The organism is Vibrio sp. CB1-14 (genome assembly GCF_040412085.2).
Lineage (GTDB): Bacteria > Pseudomonadota > Gammaproteobacteria > Enterobacterales > Vibrionaceae > Vibrio > Vibrio chaetopteri.
In genome coordinates, this window is sequence record NZ_CP115920.1 from 2,843,690 (window position 1) to 2,862,991 (window position 19,302).

A 19,302-nucleotide genomic window follows, 5' to 3' on the forward strand; every position below is an offset into this window, starting at 1 on the left:
TACTTCAGCGCTATAAATTGTAAAGCCAGTCTATTGACTGGCTTTTTTACACCTGTTGATCGTTCGAAAGGACTTAAACAAAAAAACGCCAAGCAGTTAGCTTGGCGTTTTTCTATTAAACTCGTCGAGTGAGCGAGGCGCGCCTCCCTATGGGCGGTACACTTTAACGTTGCTGAAGCCTTGTTCCTGCAAGTATAAGGCTTGCAAACGGCTCATTACACCACGGTCACAATACAACAGGTACGTTTTCGATTGGTCGAGGTCACCAAACTTAGTGCCTAGCTTGAAGAACGGCAGATGTTTCACTTCTACGTTATCAAGCTCTAACGGGCTTGCTTCTTCCTCTTCTGCACTGCGAATGTCTAGTACAATTGCATCGTTTTCAACCGATTCCACTTGCTCAACCTCCGGCGCCTGCTCTTGGCTCTCTTTCTCGATATCACGGATATCGATCATACGAGCATCAAGCACCACTTGTTCAAGTACAGCGAAATCAAATTTCTCTTCTTCCGCTTCAAGCTTCGCTTTAACTGCTTTGACCGTTGGCTTACGAGAGATCACGCCACAGTATTCAGGCATGGTCTTAGCAAAATCTTCGGTACCGATTTCACGGGCAAGATCGATGATGTCTTCTTTGTCCCAGTTGATAAGAGGACGAAGGATCAACGTATCTGTCACGCCATCGATATGGCGAAGGTTAGTCAGTGTTTGACTCGATACCTGACCCAAAGCCTCACCAGTAACCAAAGCTTCAATGCCGTATTTCTCAGCAAGCATACCACCCGCGCGCATGAACATGCGCTTGAGGACAACGCCCATTTGGCCGTCTTCAACTTTTTCAAGGATCTCAGCAACAACCGGCTCGAAGTCTACCGAGATGAACTTCACCTTCGCCGACGAGCCGTACTTGTTCCAAAGGAAGTGAGCTACTTGCTTTACGCCGATCTCGTGCGCAGGGCCGCCAAGGTTAAAGAAGCAGTAATGCGTTTTTGAACCACGCTTAATGTGCAGGTAACTAGACACGCCTGAGTCAAAACCACCCGAGATAAGGCTCAACACATCTTCTTGAGTTCCTAGCGGGAAGCCACCAAGACCTTTGTGACGTGCGATAACCTGATTAAGCTTGTCGTTCGCCACTTCGATATTGACGGTCACATCAGGCTTCGACAGCTTCACACGAGCGCTTTCTACCGCTTGGTTAAGGCCACCACCTACATAACGCTCAAGCTCAATCGAAGTAAAGTCATGCTTGCCACGACGCTTCGCACGTACCACGAAGGTTTTTCCCTCGATACGTTTGCCATTAAGATCAAGAACTTGCTCATAGATATCGTGCATATCAGTAAAGTCAGATTGCTGAACTTCAAGCACATGGTGGATACCAGGGGTCTGAGTCAGGATCTCCAATACTTCTCTATGATATTGGTCTGAACTTGCACTCACTTCAATGTGATCACGACGGTTAAACACCGCCACCGATTCCGTACGGCGCTGGATAATGATTCGCAGGTTGCACTCAAGGATCCTTGTAAAGCGCTTACGCACTGAATCGCTTTTTACAAAAATCTCTGGATGGGGCTTTACGATAAATCTCATAGTCTTTTCACATCTCGTTGCAATGCTGTCTGAGCGCGACAGTATGGGGAAACACATATCAACTGTAGTACAAATTCGCTCAACTCAGAGTGCAAACAATGAGACTTCACTGAGCGATTGTTCATTAGGGGCGCAAGTATACCCGCAACCTTTATAAGATGCGAGCAATCCACCCAATTCAAAAAAAGGGGGGTACTCAGCGATAAAAAAACAGAAACGCCAGAGCAAAGCTCTAGCGTTTTTAGAAGTCATGGCAATCACTTAACCATTAGTTGCCATCGGCCGATACCTCATCGGTATACACCGGCTCTCCTTGCATGATACTGATTTCAACTCTGCGATTTCGAGCCCGTTGTCGCTCGGTATCATTCGGTCCTAGCGGCTCTGTATCGGCGACGCCAATGACCCTAAGCCTTAGATGAGAGAAACCTTTCACCTTTTCCATCTCTTGCGCTACCGATACCGCGCGCTGTGAAGAGAGATCCCAGCTTGAGCGATAGAGCTCAGAATCGAGTGGCAGGTTATCTGTATGCCCGGAAACACGAACCTGACCTGGAATGTCTTTAACAAGATCGGCAACTTGCCTTACCAAGGGCCTAAACTTAGGCTGTAAGAACGCAGAATCTTCAGGGAATGCGCCTTTTTCTTGAATACGAATAACAAGCTGCTGCCCTAGGTTTTCCACCTCGACGGCACCTTGGTTGATCTCTTGCTGCAGCGCCTGCTTGATCACTTGCTCCAACTCTTCAAGATCTTCGTTTTGCTGTTCACTATCTGAAGATGCAGTACCAATCTGATTCTTTTGAGTACGGTCGGCGGTTTGACCGCCGGTGATCTTGCCATCATCACGCTGATTGCCCCCCGCCCTATCCGAATCTCCCTCTTGAAACTCTAAAGTCTGCTGGGTGATATCAATGGTTTGCTGCATGATCACATCAATTGGCGTCGGTTCAGGTCGGCCTGGTCTGAATTCTTGAGCAATAATACTGGTGCCCTTAGGAATGTCTTTCACCTCAAGGCGGTTTTGCACACCAAACGCAAACTTCATCGAACCTGCTATTTGTTTAAACTTCAGCACGTCCATTTCGGAAAACGACAGCAGCAGAACGAAAAAGCACATCAACAGCGACATGAGATCAGAGAAGGTCGCCATCCAAGCCGGAGCACCTGGAGGTGGACATTTACATTTGCCTTTCTGTTCCATCACTTAATCCCGTTACTAGTCACCACGGAAACGCTACTCGCCATCGAGATCGAACGCGCGCTTGTTTTCATTGATGTAATTTTTAAGGTAGCCATCGATAACGCGAGGGTTCTGGCCATCTTGAATTGCCAACACACCATCCATTATTAGACGACGATTAAGATTCTCTTGTTCCCTACGTAGAGTCAACTTATCGGCAATTGGAAAGAACAACATGTTCGCAAGCATCGCACCATAAAGCGTGGTTAATAGTGCAATCGCCATCGCAGGACCAATGGACTTAGGGTCGTCCATATTCGATAGCATCGCAACCAAACCAACCAAGGTACCAATCATGCCCATTGCGGGTGCAACATCTCCGTAAGCTCTAAACACTGCCGCACCTTTTTCGTGACGCTCGTCAGTAAGGGCGATGTCTTTTTGCATCGCATTGCGCACCACTTCTGCATCATGGCCATCGACGAGAAGATCAATGCCCTTTTGCATAAAGCTATTTTGAATGTCCATTTCCTCGAGCGCTAGAAAACCACCTTTACGCGCTGCGTCAGCCATTTCAACAATCTTAGCGATCAGATCCTCTGGTTCATCGGTTTTGAATATAAACGCTTTACTGGCGATTTTGGCGGCACCAAAGAATTGCCCTAGCGTGAATTTCATCAAGACGACAAATGTCGATCCCCCGATAACGATAAATACCGACGTAGTATCATAGTAAGTCATGATGCTGCCACCGAGCACCATCGCAATAATTATCGAAGCGACCCCACCAATGAGGCCTATCAGCGTTGCTAAATCCACTCAACACTCCATAGAAAATTTGACATCTTAGCCACTCAGACGAACCGAAAAGCAGCCCGAGTCTATCTCGTTACTTTTAGGTTATCGACCAAGTGGCCATATCTTTAAGTGATTTATGACCACAAAATCACAAAATTGCGTCGCCAACTGTCAGAACTCCTTCGCTTCCATTCGCTTTCTACAGAGAAGATAACGGCTTAGCTGGCAATATTGACGTTTTTTTTAGCAATCAAAATCCGCACAGTGGTTGTTAACAGCATTTTTCGCACCATAAGTTTGACCATCGCTAGCCGCTCATGTAACGTTCGATCATTTCATAAAAAATAAGTACGTTATGGCGACTAAGAAACCTGAGAACATGTCGTTCGAAGCGACAGTAGACGAGCTCGATACACTCGTAGAACAACTGGAAAACGGCGATCTGGCACTGGACGATGCGCTGAAGAAGTTCGAGCGTGGTATCGCCCTAGCGAGAGCTGGACAGCAAAAGCTGACCGAAGCGGAACAAAAAGTTAGCATCTTATTGGCTAAGGATGATGACGCCGATCTTCAAGACTTTACTCAGCCGTCAGAATAATTTCAAAAGTGAGTATCCCCATGATTGAGACTTTGAAGTCTTATCAAACCCGTAACAACCAGCAGCTGGACGCTTGGTTGGATGGCTACCCCTTTCAGCAACAACGACTGATTGAAGCCATGCGCTACGCCCTGCTTTTGGGTGGCAAGCGTGCGAGACCATTCTTAGTCTATGCCACTGGCTCTATCTTTGGTTGCAGTGAAGAGCAGCTCGACACACCAGCCGCTGCGATTGAGTGTATTCACGCCTATTCTCTCGTCCATGACGATTTGCCGGCTATGGACGATGATGAATTACGCCGCGGCAAAGCAACTTGCCATATAGAATTTGATGAGGCCACCGCGATTTTGACCGGTGATGCTCTGCAAACGCTAGCCTTCACCATATTATCAGAAGGGACTTTGGCGCCATTTGCCGAGTCGCAACGTATTACTATGGTAAAAGAGCTTGCGCGTGCTTCTGGTGCTGCGGGTATGTGCATCGGACAGGCATTGGATCTCGAAGCTGAAAACCGCCAAGTTACATTGGATGAGCTTGAGCGTATCCATCGCCACAAAACGGGCGCACTGATAAAATGCGCGGTTCAACTGGGCGCATTGGCAGCGGGTGATAAAGGTCGCGAATACTTGCCACAGCTTGAAACCTACGCTGAAGCCATTGGCCTCGCGTTCCAAGTTCAAGATGATATTTTAGACATTGTGGGTGACACCGAGACCCTTGGTAAGCCTCAAGGTTCAGATGTTGAACTGAACAAGAGCACCTACCCTGCATTACTGGGATTGGAAGGCGCTCAACAAAAAGCCACACAGCTTTTTGAAGAAGCACTTTGTGCTTTGCAAGCGATACCCTACAATACTCAACTTCTCGAAGACTTCGCCCGATACGTCATCGAGCGCAACAACTAGACTATATTAAAGCGCTAAATAACTATGACACTTGATATTTCAAAGTATCCGACACTGACATTAGCAAACACGCCAGAAGAACTTCGCCTAATGCCGAAGGAATCTTTACCTAAGCTGTGTGAAGAGCTTAGGACGTATTTGCTAAATTCAGTGAGCCAGTCTAGTGGACACTTGGCTTCCGGACTTGGCACGGTGGAACTCACCGTCGCCTTGCATTACGTCTACAATACGCCTTTCGACCAACTTATTTGGGATGTTGGCCATCAAGCCTATCCGCATAAGATCTTAACGGGTCGTCGTGAGCAACTTTCAACCATCCGTCAAAAAGATGGTCTGCACCCATTCCCGTGGCGTGAAGAGAGTGAATACGACACTCTGTCTGTTGGTCACTCTTCGACATCGATCAGCGCTGGACTGGGCATGGCGATTTCTGCCGCCAAAGAAGGTAAAGATCGCAAAGTCGTCAGCGTCATTGGTGACGGCGCAATCACAGCGGGCATGGCGTTTGAAGCGCTTAACCACGCTGGCGATGTGCATCCTGATATGCTCGTTATCCTAAACGACAATGAGATGTCGATTTCGGAAAACGTCGGTGCGCTGAACAACCACCTAGCTCAAGTACTGTCAGGAAGCCTGTACACCTCTATCCGTGAAGGCGGTAAAAAGGCGCTATCTGGCCTTCCGCCAATCAAAGAATTGGTCAAGCGCACCGAAGAGCACCTTAAAGGCATGATTGTTCCTGGAACCTTGTTTGAAGAACTCGGCTTCAACTACATCGGCCCTGTCGATGGTCACGATGTGAATGAACTGGTAAAAACGCTAAAAAACATGCGTGAGCTTAAAGGCCCTCAGTTCCTGCACATCATGACTAAGAAAGGTAAAGGTTATGAGCCTGCTGAGAAAGACCCTATCGGTTATCACGGCGTACCTAAGTTTGATCCGTCGCACTCAACCTTACCGAAAAGCAGCTCAAGCAAACCAACATATTCGAAAATCTTTGGCGATTTTTTATGTGATATGGCAGCTAAAGATCCATCGCTAATGGCGATTACGCCAGCGATGCGTGAAGGCTCGGGTATGGTTCGTTTCTCTAAAGAATATCCTGGTCAGTACTTCGATGTTGCTATCGCTGAGCAGCATGCTGTAACACTAGCAACAGGAATGGCTATTGCTGGTAATAGACCAATCGTCGCGATTTACTCGACTTTCTTACAGCGTGGCTACGACCAACTGATCCACGACGTTGCGATTATGGATCTGCCAGTGATGTTCGCCATCGACCGTGCAGGCCTTGTTGGTGCAGACGGTCAAACCCACCAAGGTGCGTTTGACCTTAGCTTTATGCGCTGTATTCCGAACATGGTGATCATGGCACCAAGTGATGAGAACGAGTGTCGTCAGATGCTTTACACCGGTCACATGCACACAGGTCCAAGTGCTGTTCGCTATCCTCGTGGTAGCGGTAATGGTACGGCACCAGAAGCTGAGTTTACCGCTTTAGAGATCGGTAAAGGCCGTATTGTTCGCGAAGGTGAGAAAGTAGCGATTTTATCATTCGGTACCTTCTTGGACAGCGCTTTGGTTGCAGCAGACAATCTCAATGCTACCGTGGCTGACATGCGATTTGTTAAACCTCTCGATGAGGCGCTTATCCGTGAACTGTGTGACAATCATGATGTGATCGTCACTCTCGAAGAAAACGCTATCGCTGGCGGCGCTGGCGCTGGGGTGATTGAGTTTATGATGAGTGAGAAGCTAATGAAGCCAGTGCTTAACCTTGGTCTTCCCGACAAGTTTATCGCACAAGGCACACAAGATGAGCTTCACGCTGAACTCGGCCTTGATGCTGCTGGCATCGAAGCCTCTATTCGCGATTACATCTCCAAGTAGAGACGCATCCACAAGTTAAGCAAAGAAAGCGACTCTAGGGTCGCTTTTTTATTGCTAGTTTGTCTCGTTCAGAAGACACAAAAAAAGCCGCAACCTAAGTTGCGGCTTTTCAAATTCATTGCATGGCAATTATGCGTTTGCTTCACGCTCAGCGATAAACTCTAGCGCCATCTTAATACGAGCAATCACGCGCTCTTTGCCAACAAGCTCCATAACAGCATCAACTGAAGGTGATTGACCACCACCAGTCACTGCAACGCGAAGTGGCATACCGATTTTACCCATGCCGATTTCTAGCTCTTCACAAACCGCAGCAATCACTTGATCTTTAATGTTTGCTGTTGTCCACTCTTCTAGCGCTTCTGTTTTAGCAAGCGCAACTTCTAGTGGCTGTTTAGCAACACCACGCAAGTGCTTCTTCGCAGCACCCGCTTCAAACTCAGAGAAATCTTCGTAGAAGTAACGGATCTGCTCTGCAAGCTCAACAAGCGTATTGCAACGCTCACCTACTAGCTTGATCACTTCTGTGATAGCTGGACCATTCTCTGTGTTTAGTTTCTGCTCATCTAGGTGCCATTGCAGGTGCTTAGCAACGTATTCAGGCTCAGATGTCTTGATGTAGTGGTTGTTCAGCCAGTTCAGCTTATCTGTGTTGAACGCTGATGCTGACTTAGAAATCGCATTCAGTGAGAACAAGTTAATCATCTCTTCTTGAGAGAAGATCTCTTGGTCACCGTGAGACCAGCCTAGGCGCACCAAGTAGTTGTTTAGTGCATTTGGTAAGTAGCCTTCGTCACGATATTGCATAACAGACACGGCGCCGTGACGCTTTGACAACTTAGCACCATCATCACCTAGGATCATTGCACAGTGAGCAAATGTCGGAACTGGTGCACCGAGTGCCTCGTAGATGTTGATTTGACGTGGCGTGTTGTTGATGTGATCTTCACCACGAACCACGTGCGTGATCCCCATATCCCAGTCATCTACGACCACTACGAAGTTGTAAGTAGGCGCACCATCGGTACGGCGGATGATAAGGTCATCCATTTGGCTGTTCGCAATCTCGATACGACCACGGATTTGATCATCAAATACTACGCTGCCCTCTTTCGGGTTGCGGAAACGAATCACACATGGGTCACCATCTTTAGCCGCCGCATTCGCTGCAACGATTTTTGGGTGGTTTGCATCGTAACGAGGGATCTCTTTGCTTGCTTCTTGCTCGGCACGGATCTCTTCGAGAAGCTCCTTTGGTGCATAGCACTTGTAAGCTTTGTCTTCAGCAAGTAGCTTGTCGACCATTTCGTTGTAACGATCAAAACGCTTCGACTGGTAGTACGGGCCCTCGTCCCACTCAAGTCCCATCCACTGCATACCTTCAAGGATCGCATCTACCGCTTCCTGAGAGTTACGCTCAAGATCCGTATCTTCAATACGTAGAACGAATTCACCGCCTTGGTTTTTAGCAAATAGCCAAGAGTAAAGTGCAGTACGCGCACCACCGACGTGAAGATAGCCAGTTGGGCTTGGAGCAAAACGTGTTTTAACCGTCATCGAAAGTACCTTGTTGTCAACGTCGCACAATGCTTGTCATCGTGCGTTGCAAATTTTGGGCGCTATTTTATCACCTTACACTAATTCTACAATCTCTATACCTAAATGAGATGAAACCACTTGACCTTACCCTTGAGGGAAGGTTTATGTTTAGCATTAATAGACAAGTATCGAGGTTGGTTATGGTTACTTACACACTCAATTTATCAGGCTTATCCTGTATGGGTTGCGTAAAAAAAGTGCGCAATGCACTGGAGCAGGCATCGGCTAACATTGAAATCAAACAGCTTGATAAACACGCGTTAACTGTCTCGACTGATGCCAACATCGATGACATTATCCAGCCTATCGCCAACCTAGGCTTTGAGGCAAAACCTGTATGGTATTTTGAGTTATCAGGTCTTAACTGTGGCAAATGCGTCGCAAAGCTTCAGGCTCAGCTTGAAACACTCGACTCAAGCAATATTATCGCGTTAAGTAAGCAATCACTTACCATTGAATCAAATCTTGGCGTTAATCTCATCCAAGACAACATTGAGCAAGTGGGCTTCCAAGCAGTATTGAGCGATGCCCCGCAAGCCGAGATCGCTAGCAGTGAGCTAAACAATACAACAGAAAACAAGCCTAGCGATTCCGTGAAGGCTTCAGCCACCAGCTCACCGGCTTCATCTCAATCAGATTCCAGCATTCAACTACTTATTCAAGGGATGACATGTGCCAGCTGCGTCTCGTCCGTCGAAAAAGCGCTGCAATCGGTAGTTGGCGTTGACAAAGCACGAGTCAACCTTGCAGAACAAAGCGCGTTAGTACTTACTAGCTTAACTAACTCAGATATTGAACAACCACTGCTTCAGGCGATCAAAGAAGCGGGTTATCAAGGTGAGATAGTTGAAGACTTAGCTTCAACACAAAAAAAACAGCAGCAATCGCTTCAACAGCATCAAGCACTGCAAAAACGCAATACGTATTGGGCATTGGCCATGGGCGCACCTCTCATGCTGTGGGGGTTACTTGGTGGCAGCATGACGATACAAAACTCTACGGATCAGCTTGCTTGGGGCGTTGTTGGCTTGCTGTGTCTGTGGCTTCTTGCCACCGCTGGTCGTGCCTTTTATGCCAACGCATACCAAGCCCTTAAGCACAAACGCGCAACCATGGATACATTAGTCGCCCTTGGCACGGGTGCAGCCTGGCTTTATTCCATGTTGGTTGTACTCATGCCATCTTGGTTTCCAGAAGCATCACGCCATGTCTATTTTGAAGCGAGCGCGATGATTATCGGTTTGATCTCCCTCGGTCACTTTATTGAAGCGAAAGCAAAAGCGAAAACCAACCAATCCTTACAGGCACTGATGAATTTGCAGCCTCAAGTCGCGACGGCCATTATCGACGGTCAAGACATTAGCCTTGCGGTGGGTGACATTCAACTAGGGATGTTGCTGCGCATTAAACCGGGAGAAAAAGTGCCCGTTGATGGCGAAGTCATTGAGGGTCATAGCTATCTGGATGAGTCGATGTTAACGGGTGAGCCAATTGCGGTTTTAAAAGGCGTTAAGGATAGCGTTTCCGCTGGAACCGTAAATACCGATGGCAGCTTGGTGATCAAAGCGACTGGGATTGGCGCAAATACCATGCTTTCGAGAATCATCCACATGGTAAGAGATGCTCAAAGCAGCAAACCTGCTATCGCCAAGCTTGCGGACTCTATTTCCGCGGTATTCGTTCCCGTTGTCGTAGCTATTGCACTGCTTGCTGCCTTGGTCTGGTTTTTCATTGGGCCAGAGCCTAAGGCAAGCTATATGCTTGTTGTGACCACCACAGTACTCATAATCGCCTGCCCATGCGCTCTTGGGTTAGCGACGCCGCTATCCATCACTGTGGGTATCGGTAAAGCAGCCCAAGCAGGCATACTGATTAAAGATGCGGATGCGCTGCAAAAACTCAGCAAAGTCAACGCCGTGGTATTTGATAAAACCGGCACCTTAACGCTCGGGCAGCCGAGAGTGCAAACCGTCCATCCTATCGGTATCAGTGAAACAGAACTGGCTAAGTGGGTTGTGCCACTTGAAAAACGCTCGGAGCATCCGCTCGCTAAAGCGGTTACCGACTATTGGAGTGGCGCTAATCCCCTTGAGCCAGAGCAGTTTGAGAACCTAAAAGGCAAAGGCGTGCAAGGCATTGTAGATGGAAAGCGAATCGTTATTGCTTCAATCAATCACATTAAAACACTGGGTATCGACCTACAGGCACTTGAAATCCCTCTTGCTCAGGCCGCCAATCAAGCACATACACCAATCGTCGTTGCTATCGAGGGTCAAGCCGTCGCATTAATTGCAATTGCAGACGGGATAAAAACCGATGCCGCGAATGCCGTCAACTCTCTAAAAACACAAGGTATTCACACTATTATGCTAACTGGCGACAACCAGCATGTTGCTAGTGTCATTGGAGAACAACTAGGCATAGATGAAGTCATTTCTGAGGTACTGCCGGACGAGAAAGCCGCGCACATTGCCTCACTAAAGGGCCGCCATCAACATGTTGCAATGGTAGGCGATGGTATTAACGATGCACCAGCACTTGCGCTGGCCGATGTGGGCATTGCAATGGGCACTGGCAGTGATGTCGCCATAGAAAGCGCTCCTATGACGCTACTCAACAGCAATCCAGCCAGTGTCAGTTATGCCATCTCGCTATCGCGCGCGACGGTACGTAACATTAAGCAAAACCTATTTGGCGCCTTTATTTACAACACCCTAGGGATCCCTATTGCCGCAGGTGTACTGTATCCTCTGTTCGGATTTTTGCTTAGCCCGGTTTTTGCGGGCGCAGCAATGGCACTTTCGTCGATTACTGTCGTAACTAATGCCAATAGATTGAGAAAGTTTCAGCACAAAGGCTAACCGCTGCCATATGCGATATTGATAGCTTTGCAGCTCATTGTTTCTAAAGATAATTACTTAAAAGGAAGGATTATGTCGACCACTAAACGAATGATAAAACTGGCTACATTATCACTGGCCGTATTCACTGGCTCGGCGTTTGCAACCAACGTACTGACCTACAAATCTCCTTACTGCGGCTGCTGTAAGGATTGGGTTACTCATATGAAAGATGCTGGCTTTAACGTCACGGTAGAAGACCATAAAAACATGAACCCGATTAAGCAAAAATTAGGGGTCACACCAGAGCTCGCCTCGTGTCACACCGCGGTGATCGGTGATTATGTATTTGAAGGTCACATCCCAGCAGACGATATCAAAGCATTTTTAGACAACCCACCTAAAGGCGCCAAAGGACTTGCAGTACCTGGCATGCCAGTAGGCTCGCCAGGTATGGAGTATGGCGATCAGAAAGACCCATACCATGTCTATGCTTACAATGAAAAGGGGCAGGTTTTTTCTTACCGCTCGCATAACATGTAATCAAAAGCGCCCACGTTACCGTGGGCGTTTTTACATGGAGCCAATGCATCAAACAGTTGGTTAGAAATGGTAGCTACCACCAACAACAAACGCCGAGTTTGCAGTACCACGCGGGTAATAAGGCGTTCTAAAGTGTCCCTGACTTTTGTATTCAAAATACGGCTGAAACGCATACTTGGTTAGCGTGAGCCTAAACTCATGATCCATCGCATTGTCGCGATAATTGTAATAAGGGTAGTAAGCTCCGCCCATATGAATCACATTGTTATAGTGTAATTTAATAGGATGCGATTTCAGTTGGTATGCGATCTTGTTGTCAAAGCGATAATCGATGTCCGGCTTATAACCGAAACGGTCATGCTGCGCATACGCTTCCACACGTGTACGGTGACTAAGCGAAACCCCCTCATCAAAGTCATAGCCAATCTTAAATAAAGGTCGATACTGCATTGTCTCGCCAAGCTGCATCAAATGCTCGTACCCGGCTCCTAGCCAAAAGTTTTTCGACATTTGAAACTTCTGCTCGATCCCCAAAGTCGTCAGAGGTGCCCGTGCTGAGTGACCGTAATAGACATTATCATGGTGATGATGGTGACTGTGTGGCGTTTGACCAATTGGAATATCTTCAATCTTAAAGCGTACTGTCGTATCCGTATCAAACGTGTGACCTGCTTCCATTTTAGCGGTGGTCTTTGATTCATAGAGATAGGTGCTGTTGAATTGGAGATTGCCCTCGATGTACGAAGAGGCGGCGCTGGTTCCAAAACTCGAGAGAGTGAAAAGCGCAATCAATAAGTGTCGCAAAAAAGCTTCCTTGTGCTTAAAAATTTGCGGCAATAATGAGGGGATATGAATGAAACGCAAGTTCTGACATTGTCATCGCCAAGCTAATTGAAAAAGAACAAAAATACATGTAAGAACTTATTTTTCAAACACTTAAAAACAAAAATCAAAAGTGCAAGTCAGATGCACGTCATCGCTGACGACTGTTCATACACAATACTGACTTGCCCGCTACCCTACTATACAACTCTTGTGTGCTTTAAAACTTTGAAAAAAACTACCAAAAAAAATAAGCCGGGCTGAACCGGCTTATCTCACGATATTTATGAACTCACAATCGGCCAAGGCTTTGGTTTGACCGACCATCGTTGTATCTCATGCGAAATCGCCAATCTAGTTCATCACACACTCCAGCATACGGCTTACCCATAATCCCTAACTTATAGGCATCCTGACTACAATACTCTTCTCGACCTTTCTCATAGCCATCTAAATAAGCAGCAAAAAGCGATTCCTGTGTGAGCTCTAGCCACTCCTGATCTTTTTTAATAAATCCTTTTTGGCCTTCTTCATATCCGAATTGACTCCATGACTCAGTAGAACCATCCGTTGGTAAGTTTGTCGCCGCGCATCCCGCTAATACCATGGTGAGTAACATGGCTCCCAGTGTCGTCCAGTTTCTCATGAACACCTCCAAACGTCAGAGTTGAGTGATTTGAGCGTTTGTACGAAAACGCACCGAATGTGTTCATTATCACGTATTCAAAAAAAGTCTTCACTACCCAAGAGACCAAAGCGGTGGTTATTGCGAGACATCACTTGAATTTAACACCAGATTTTACATTCATTACATACAAAAAAGGCTCCCGACGGAGCCTTTTTTCAGGGGCAAATAACTTCTTAGAAGCCGTAAGAAGCACCGAATACCAATGCATTGTTTTCGTTGTTCGCTTGGTTACGGTACTCGATGTATGGTTGAACACCGCTACGCGTCCAAGTTGCACGAAGCTCGTGATCCATAGAGTTGTCAGCATCACCTTGCTTGATCACATAAATGTTGTTGTAACTAACCGCTAGAGGCTGATCTTGGAAAGCGTAAGCGATTTTGTTGTCTAGACGAGTTTCGTCGTTAGTTTTTACACCGCCACGTACGTCATCCGCTTGGATGTGGTGACGAGTACGGTTGCTTAGAGAGATACCGTTGTCGAAGTTGTAACCGATTTTAATAAGTGGACGGTACTGGAACGTCTCACCCGCTTGAATTAGGTGATGGTAACCTGCTGCTACCCAGAAGTTGTCATTGATGTTGAACACTTGCTCTGCACCAAGAGTCGTGAACGGAAGAGGGTTGTTTGCAGCGCTTGGGTCAATTTTGCCTAGAGGAATACCATCAAACTCCACTAATAGTGTGGTGTTAGAATCAAAAGTGTGACCCGCTTCTAGTGTAGACGTCTGTTTTGCGCCTTGTAGGTAAGTAGAGTGAAATTGAACGTTACCAGTTACGTAAGAAGAACCAGCGAATGCGCTTGTTGAAGCTACTGCTAGAGCGGTAAGAGCGAGAACTTTTTTCATGGTTAAAACACCTTTAATTGATTGTGTGTGGGCGACTTATGTTGTCGTCTTGTTACATTGCCGATTTGGCTTGAGCACAATATAACGACATTTATTTCGCGCCAACAAATAATAAGCGCCCTTTAGTGATCTTTATCACCAAACACAAATCAAATAAAATATAAATACAATAAAAACAGAGATTTAAATGAATATAAAAACCAATATCTATTTTTGTAAAGCGATGTAACAAGATCGTCATCACAAAAAAAGCCCTAGAAATCTACAACAAATACTGAAAATGGCAGAAAACCGTAGACATCCCACTCACAACAGACACTAAAACTGTGATCTAGGTGATTAATTTTAGAAAAAACAACGCTGTTTTTTAACTAGCAACACCACTTAATTCACCACAAAATATAAGTATCAAATGCCCGACTTAGTCGACTAAGGGGTAACAAAGCCGACTATGTTCGTGTCTATTTTTGATTATGCTGGTTAATCAACTCAAGAAAGTCTTCAAACCCGACAAAACCTGAGGCATGTAGCACCGTCGCGTCAAAATCCATTGGGCTACCAGCTGTATCTAACAGTGAAAAGTCTAAGCTTTGTTCAAACGCTCGTGCATCCGCTTTGTCACGAAATAGACGATAAGATAACTGGCTCTCGCCTTTTGGCAGGGTAAACTCCAACACTATAGGGTTTGAGCGATGTTTTTCCTTCATGGTGTTATAGGGAACTGGCTGCTCAAGTGTCACTAGAATCTGATTCTCTCCTTTAGGTAAGTTCAGCAATTGCTGGCTGACTAACCACTCTTTATCGACCGCTTTACCATTAACCACATGTACCACGATACCTCTACTCAGCGATAGAACACTGTCCTCGTTCGCTTTTGCACCACAGGTGACTAACAATGCCATCAGAGCCATTACTATCTTTTTCATGCTTTACCTCTAGATAGGGAGGCATTGCCTCCCTGAAATTAACCAACGATTAGAAAACGTACTCTACGCCTACAGAAACTTCATTAAAAGAGTCCGACTTCCAGCGTCGGTAAGCAACATCTTGCCCACCTCGTACTGGCACCTTGTTGTCTCCCATACGCACATCTCTGGCACGAAAATAAAGAACCGCTGTTGGGTCAACATAATACATAGCTTGGAATGAGATCACGTCATCATCAGTACCCGCAAGCTTTTTGCCATTCACGTGCAGTTCCTCATTTTTCGCATAACCCAGTTTGAACTGCCAATCAGCAATGTCGTACATGATGGCACTTGATAAAGCGTTTTGTTTCTCTTTTCGTCCCGTGTCGATACCCGAGGTCACTGAAGCGTCTTGCCAGCGGTACTGAGTGAAGAATGAAATACCGTTGTCAAACCACCCTTGTAGACTTGCTAAGTAGGTGTTGTTATCCCAAATTCGGCTATCCGAAACCTTCTTTTCTGTCGTTCCCGGCTTTTCATAGCTCAAGGTTTCCTTGGTATTGCGGTTAAGCTCATACGCCCCCGACACCAAAAACGGCCCAACTTTATAGTGCGCTGCACCGCCCTGCCACCAGCCTTGATCATTACCAACCGCCGCTGCCTTAGTTCGACCGTAACCGAGGTCAACAGATAGGCCACCCCACTCCGGTGAATCCCAACGGACTGTATTGGATGAGCGATCTTGGAACTTAGCACCACCAATTAGTCCCCCCCAATCCCAAACGTCACCCATACCAGGGTTGGCACCAGGCCAATCAACAATTTCATACATAGGCGTCAGCACTCGACCTAAGCGAATTTGCCCAAACGAGTCCCAATCTTCGAAACCGACAAAGGTATCACGCTCCCCCAAGCCACCGCTTGCTTCATGGTTCTTATAGGAAGGGTCAACATAGCCCGATTCTATCTGCCATATAAACAGAGGCTTAAATTTGGCAAACTGTTTGCTGCCTCGAAAACCTATTCGGCTTTCATTATTGGTTTGAAAACCTTCTAAGTTCGGTGAGTTTTCATAATCACGAACGTGAGCTTGCAGAGCAATTTTTCCGTATACCTCGTATTTCATGCCTGCTTTGATTGCTTCAATATCGACAATGTTATCGGACGCAAAAGCCCCTGCCGACAAACACGTCAGCATTAGTACTGTTTTTTGTTTCATTGCTTTTTCTTAATTGTGGCCTCCCTTTCTCAAACATCCTTTGTTGTGCGCAAGAAAGGGAAGCGTTGGAGGAAAGGGATCTAGTTTTCAGAGGTTAAGGTGGTCACGCGGCTGGCTCTTTTAGCTTGATAATCAACACTGCGTATCCAAATTTCGCCGGAAACACTTGGAACACGGTTTACCTCATAGCTTTGCCAACTTGCGCCGCGGTCTCGCGAATACTGAAGTGCCACGCCGGGGAAGGCGCTATTCATATAGAGCTTACCTTGCTCAATCACAGCGCCTGGCACTGGCAACCTGTAGTGAACATTGGCTTTAGCGAGCTTATTCAGTTCACGCTGCCCTAGAGCATTGGCGAATCGATTGAAATCTTTGGTTAGTGCCGCTTCGTCTACATAGTTAGATTCTTGGCTGTACGCTCTTGTAGCCTGATAATCCAGCTCCCACTCTGCTTTGTGCCAAGCACGCTCAGCCGCTGCGATGACACGCGGGAACACCATATATTCATATTGTGCGTCAGTGCGAACAGTCTCTGACCATAACTGCGCTGACATGCCATAAAATGGTGCCGCCTCTACTGATCCTTTGGCACTAAATCCGTTTCCATCACGATCAACAGAGGTTTCGGCGTTTTGCGGCAGGTTGTCAGGTGCAAAGGCAAACATTTTTCTTGAATGGTTGTACCGTGTCGCCCAGTAGTAACCGCGCTCTTTTGGATCAAACTCATATGGAAAGTCCATATAAAGATAATCTGGACTCGAGATGATCACCTGATAACCTTTGTTCGCCCATTGATACGCTGATGTTGAGCCGCCCCAATAGAGCGTATCCCAGAAATTGACACGAGTTTGTTTCGTGGCGAATTCAGCAGCGCTGTTCGCTGTTTTAAGGCCATCTTGCCAAGCTTGAAATGCGCCGACATTCAATTCTGCCGCCGACTTGGCAACCTGCTTGGCAAAATAACTCGGTAGTGCCTGCACTGAGTCAACCGTGTTATTAGCAATAAGCGCCTGACATTTTGGCGACTTCTCAAATGGATGATGTTCTGCGCTGAGCTCAATCTCACCCTTGCCAAGCACTTTAGCTTTCGAGCTTACATCTTGATAACCACCTAGCTTTTTGATGTTTTTCGCTTCATCTCCGCCAAAATGCCAAGTCGTCAATGGCACTCCTGCTGCCTCATGCATAGCTAAAATTTCAGTCATTACTTTTTTCACGAAGCGGTGAGACGAATCAAGGCATGGATTTAGAAAGCTTTTACGGTCGTAGAACTGAACCGTCGTGACATTGGATGTATCTTGAGGATCGAGCAATCGAAACTCATTGGCCTTTTCCATCTCACCGAGCTTAGCGTACTTACGATGGCGCGCTTCCATAGACACTACAGCCGCTCTGGCGTGCGCTGGCATGTCGATTTCTGGAATGACTTCAATTTGACGCGCTGCGGCATATTGCAAGATATCGATGTAATCTTGTCGGCTGAAGAAACCCGATCCAAAGTTATCGCTAGTAGGCCCAGAGCCAAGCTGAGGCAACAAGCAGCGAGTTTCCGATTTATCGAAACATCGCTTAGCACCAATGTCTGTAAGTTCAGGCAAACCTGGGATTTCTAGACGCCAACCTTCATCATCTGTAAGGTGCAAATGAAGTTTGTTGAGCTTATACGCCGCCATTTGATCTAGGGTTTGGAAAATTGCGGACTTGGAATGAAAGTTTCGCGCCACATCCACCATCACGCCGCGATACTGATACCGTGGAGCATCGGCGACATCAACCAAAGGCAACACCGTCGGTTTTTGGATATCCACCAGAGAAAAAATGGACTGAACCGCATAATACAAACCAGTCTCATCAAAAGCGGTAATGGCTATGCCGCGATCGGTAACCGAAAGTTGGTAACCGCCATTGACCCGAAGCTTGCTATCTAGTGCATTGGGATCAATATCGCCATAAACCTTTTGCTCACCTTGCCCAGCCAGTCCCAACGTCACCGCTCGATGCTCAATGGCTTCTAACGCTTCGTTAGAGAGTGGCAATGACGTAAAATCTAGCCCTTGGCTTATGTCCAAATTTCCTTTGCTTAAGCGAACTTGATTAGGCGTTGGTACTATATGACTTGCGATATCGAGTTGGTCTAAGTCTTGGTTTTGCTCGAATCGCGTTTTTGGCGTCATCAGGGTATTGTTATCCGTCGACACACGTTTTAATAGGCTCGGTGCAATGGGTTTAACAAACTGACTTAGATCCTCAGTGTCCATTTGCTTGAGCACTCTAGGCTCTGCCTGTTCATGATTCACAAATGCTCGCGGCATGAAGTCCGATGCAAACAACTGCCAATATTCGCCGATCACCGGAATATCTAGACTTTCACCTTGCTCAAGACCTTTAAACGCAACTGTTGGTTTAAGCTCATATAAGTCACCTGTAAGGCGTGCTATCGTGAACTGTTCGCTATCCAAAGACAAAATAATACGCACACTGTGTATGTACAAAGACCAGTCTTTGTTGTTGATAGCTTGACCTTGATTGCTAAGCGTCATCACACTTTTATTGCATAGCGCCCAATCAGCTCCCAATGTTTGGCAAGGCAAGTTATTCACGTCTGAGGTGTTGGCCTCAACCTGATAATGAATCAACAGATCTTCTGAAATACGATCCACCAGTTGTTGTGGCGTTTGCGTCGCATGGGACATTCCTGATGCCAAGATGGCTAAGCTAATCATGCAGTTACGGAACATGAGTTCTCCGGATGGAAGTAAATTATGCGGCACAAGTTATCTTCCCCTTCAGCAGCTTCAATTAGCCCTCCAAATAACTGTGATCTCCATCGTTATCAGAAAAACAAACAAAAAGTAAAATCAATAATTA

General features: G+C 46.6%; 15 protein-coding genes. 5 read left to right on the forward strand and 10 right to left on the reverse strand.

The window, feature by feature from the left end:
• Nucleotides 1-147: 147 nt before the first annotated feature.
• From thiI to pomA, 3 genes are all read right to left on the reverse strand, one after another.
• On the reverse strand, nucleotides 148-1,596 hold the full coding sequence (thiI, locus tag PG915_RS12930; RefSeq protein WP_353496881.1) for a tRNA uracil 4-sulfurtransferase ThiI: 1,449 nt from the start codon (nucleotides 1,594-1,596) through the stop codon (nucleotides 148-150).
• Nucleotides 1,597-1,864: 268 nt separating this feature from the next.
• Nucleotides 1,865-2,800: a flagellar motor protein MotB gene (locus PG915_RS12935; protein WP_353496882.1), complete on the reverse strand. Its 936-nt coding sequence runs from the start codon at nucleotides 2,798-2,800 to the stop codon at nucleotides 1,865-1,867.
• Nucleotides 2,801-2,833: 33 nt separating this feature from the next.
• A complete protein-coding gene (gene pomA / locus PG915_RS12940; RefSeq protein ID WP_353496883.1) occupies nucleotides 2,834-3,598 on the reverse strand; it encodes a flagellar motor protein PomA in 765 nt (254 codons plus the stop codon).
• Nucleotides 3,599-3,932: 334 nt separating this feature from the next.
• Here pomA and xseB point away from each other — a divergent pair, with 334 nt between their 5' ends.
• Genes xseB through dxs form a run of 3 tightly spaced genes read left to right on the forward strand, consistent with a single transcriptional unit; the run spans nucleotide 3,933 to nucleotide 6,970 of the window.
• Nucleotides 3,933-4,175: an exodeoxyribonuclease VII small subunit gene (gene xseB, locus PG915_RS12945; RefSeq protein ID WP_353496884.1), complete on the forward strand. Its 243-nt coding sequence runs from the start codon at nucleotides 3,933-3,935 to the stop codon at nucleotides 4,173-4,175.
• 20 nt (nucleotides 4,176-4,195) lie between these two features.
• On the forward strand, nucleotides 4,196-5,080 hold the full coding sequence (gene ispA, locus PG915_RS12950; RefSeq protein WP_353496885.1) for a (2E,6E)-farnesyl diphosphate synthase: 885 nt from the start codon (nucleotides 4,196-4,198) through the stop codon (nucleotides 5,078-5,080).
• Between the two features lie 24 nt (nucleotides 5,081-5,104).
• On the forward strand, nucleotides 5,105-6,970 hold the full coding sequence (dxs, locus tag PG915_RS12955) for a 1-deoxy-D-xylulose-5-phosphate synthase (RefSeq protein WP_353496886.1): 1,866 nt from the start codon (nucleotides 5,105-5,107) through the stop codon (nucleotides 6,968-6,970).
• Between the two features lie 129 nt (nucleotides 6,971-7,099).
• On the opposite strand, the gene gltX is transcribed toward dxs, so the two are convergent.
• Nucleotides 7,100-8,527 carry a glutamate--tRNA ligase gene (gene gltX / locus PG915_RS12960; RefSeq protein WP_353496887.1) on the reverse strand — a complete coding sequence of 476 codons (1,428 nt, stop codon included), beginning with the start codon at nucleotides 8,525-8,527 and terminating at the stop codon, nucleotides 7,100-7,102.
• A 146-nt stretch (nucleotides 8,528-8,673) separates the two neighbouring features.
• Between gltX and PG915_RS12965 the strand changes: the two genes are divergently transcribed.
• Together PG915_RS12965 and PG915_RS12970 are read left to right on the forward strand one after the other, a co-directional pair.
• Nucleotides 8,674-11,430, forward strand: coding sequence for a heavy metal translocating P-type ATPase (locus PG915_RS12965; RefSeq protein ID WP_353496888.1), 2,757 nt, complete (start codon nucleotides 8,674-8,676; stop codon nucleotides 11,428-11,430).
• Nucleotides 11,431-11,502: 72 nt separating this feature from the next.
• On the forward strand, nucleotides 11,503-11,952 hold the full coding sequence (locus PG915_RS12970; RefSeq protein WP_353496889.1) for a DUF411 domain-containing protein: 450 nt from the start codon (nucleotides 11,503-11,505) through the stop codon (nucleotides 11,950-11,952).
• Nucleotides 11,953-12,012: 60 nt separating this feature from the next.
• Here PG915_RS12970 and PG915_RS12975 read toward each other — a convergent pair whose 3' ends face one another.
• From PG915_RS12975 to PG915_RS13000, 6 genes are all read right to left on the reverse strand, one after another.
• The gene (locus PG915_RS12975; protein ID WP_353496890.1) at nucleotides 12,013-12,756 is read right to left on the reverse strand and encodes a porin; all 744 of its coding nucleotides are present in this window, start codon (nucleotides 12,754-12,756) and stop codon (nucleotides 12,013-12,015) included.
• 310 nt (nucleotides 12,757-13,066) lie between these two features.
• Nucleotides 13,067-13,420, reverse strand: a complete 354-nt coding sequence (locus PG915_RS12980) for a DUF2799 domain-containing protein (RefSeq protein WP_353496891.1) — start codon at nucleotides 13,418-13,420, stop codon at nucleotides 13,067-13,069.
• A 215-nt stretch (nucleotides 13,421-13,635) separates the two neighbouring features.
• Nucleotides 13,636-14,307 (reverse strand): oligogalacturonate-specific porin KdgM family protein, encoded by a 672-nt coding sequence (locus PG915_RS12985; protein WP_338165150.1) that lies wholly within the window; start codon nucleotides 14,305-14,307, stop codon nucleotides 13,636-13,638.
• A 461-nt stretch (nucleotides 14,308-14,768) separates the two neighbouring features.
• Nucleotides 14,769-15,233 (reverse strand): DUF2057 family protein, encoded by a 465-nt coding sequence (locus tag PG915_RS12990; protein WP_353496892.1) that lies wholly within the window; start codon nucleotides 15,231-15,233, stop codon nucleotides 14,769-14,771.
• 49 nt (nucleotides 15,234-15,282) lie between these two features.
• A complete protein-coding gene (locus tag PG915_RS12995; protein ID WP_353496893.1) occupies nucleotides 15,283-16,434 on the reverse strand; it encodes a porin in 1,152 nt (383 codons plus the stop codon).
• 80 nt (nucleotides 16,435-16,514) lie between these two features.
• Entirely contained in the window at nucleotides 16,515-19,172 is a 2,658-nt protein-coding gene (locus PG915_RS13000) for a beta-N-acetylhexosaminidase (protein ID WP_353498726.1), read from the reverse strand.
• Between the last annotated feature and the right edge of the window lie 130 nt (nucleotides 19,173-19,302).

Coding starts and splice junctions, on each gene's coding strand:
- PG915_RS12980 (WP_353496891.1), bottom strand. CDS start 13,420: ATGAGAAACTGGACGACACTGGGAGCCATGTTACTCACCATGGTATTA.
- PG915_RS12990 (WP_353496892.1), bottom strand. CDS start 15,233: ATGAAAAAGATAGTAATGGCTCTGATGGCATTGTTAGTCACCTGTGGT.
- thiI (WP_353496881.1), bottom strand. CDS start 1,596: ATGAGATTTATCGTAAAGCCCCATCCAGAGATTTTTGTAAAAAGCGAT.
- ispA (WP_353496885.1), top strand. CDS start 4,196: ATGATTGAGACTTTGAAGTCTTATCAAACCCGTAACAACCAGCAGCTG.
- PG915_RS13000 (WP_353498726.1), bottom strand. CDS start 19,172: ATGTTCCGTAACTGCATGATTAGCTTAGCCATCTTGGCATCAGGAATG.
- gltX (WP_353496887.1), bottom strand. CDS start 8,527: ATGACGGTTAAAACACGTTTTGCTCCAAGCCCAACTGGCTATCTTCAC.
- dxs (WP_353496886.1), top strand. CDS start 5,105: ATGACACTTGATATTTCAAAGTATCCGACACTGACATTAGCAAACACG.
- PG915_RS12970 (WP_353496889.1), top strand. CDS start 11,503: ATGTCGACCACTAAACGAATGATAAAACTGGCTACATTATCACTGGCC.
- PG915_RS12995 (WP_353496893.1), bottom strand. CDS start 16,434: ATGAAACAAAAAACAGTACTAATGCTGACGTGTTTGTCGGCAGGGGCT.
- PG915_RS12965 (WP_353496888.1), top strand. CDS start 8,674: ATGTTTAGCATTAATAGACAAGTATCGAGGTTGGTTATGGTTACTTAC.
- PG915_RS12985 (WP_338165150.1), bottom strand. CDS start 14,307: ATGAAAAAAGTTCTCGCTCTTACCGCTCTAGCAGTAGCTTCAACAAGC.
- xseB (WP_353496884.1), top strand. CDS start 3,933: ATGGCGACTAAGAAACCTGAGAACATGTCGTTCGAAGCGACAGTAGAC.
- PG915_RS12935 (WP_353496882.1), bottom strand. CDS start 2,800: ATGGAACAGAAAGGCAAATGTAAATGTCCACCTCCAGGTGCTCCGGCT.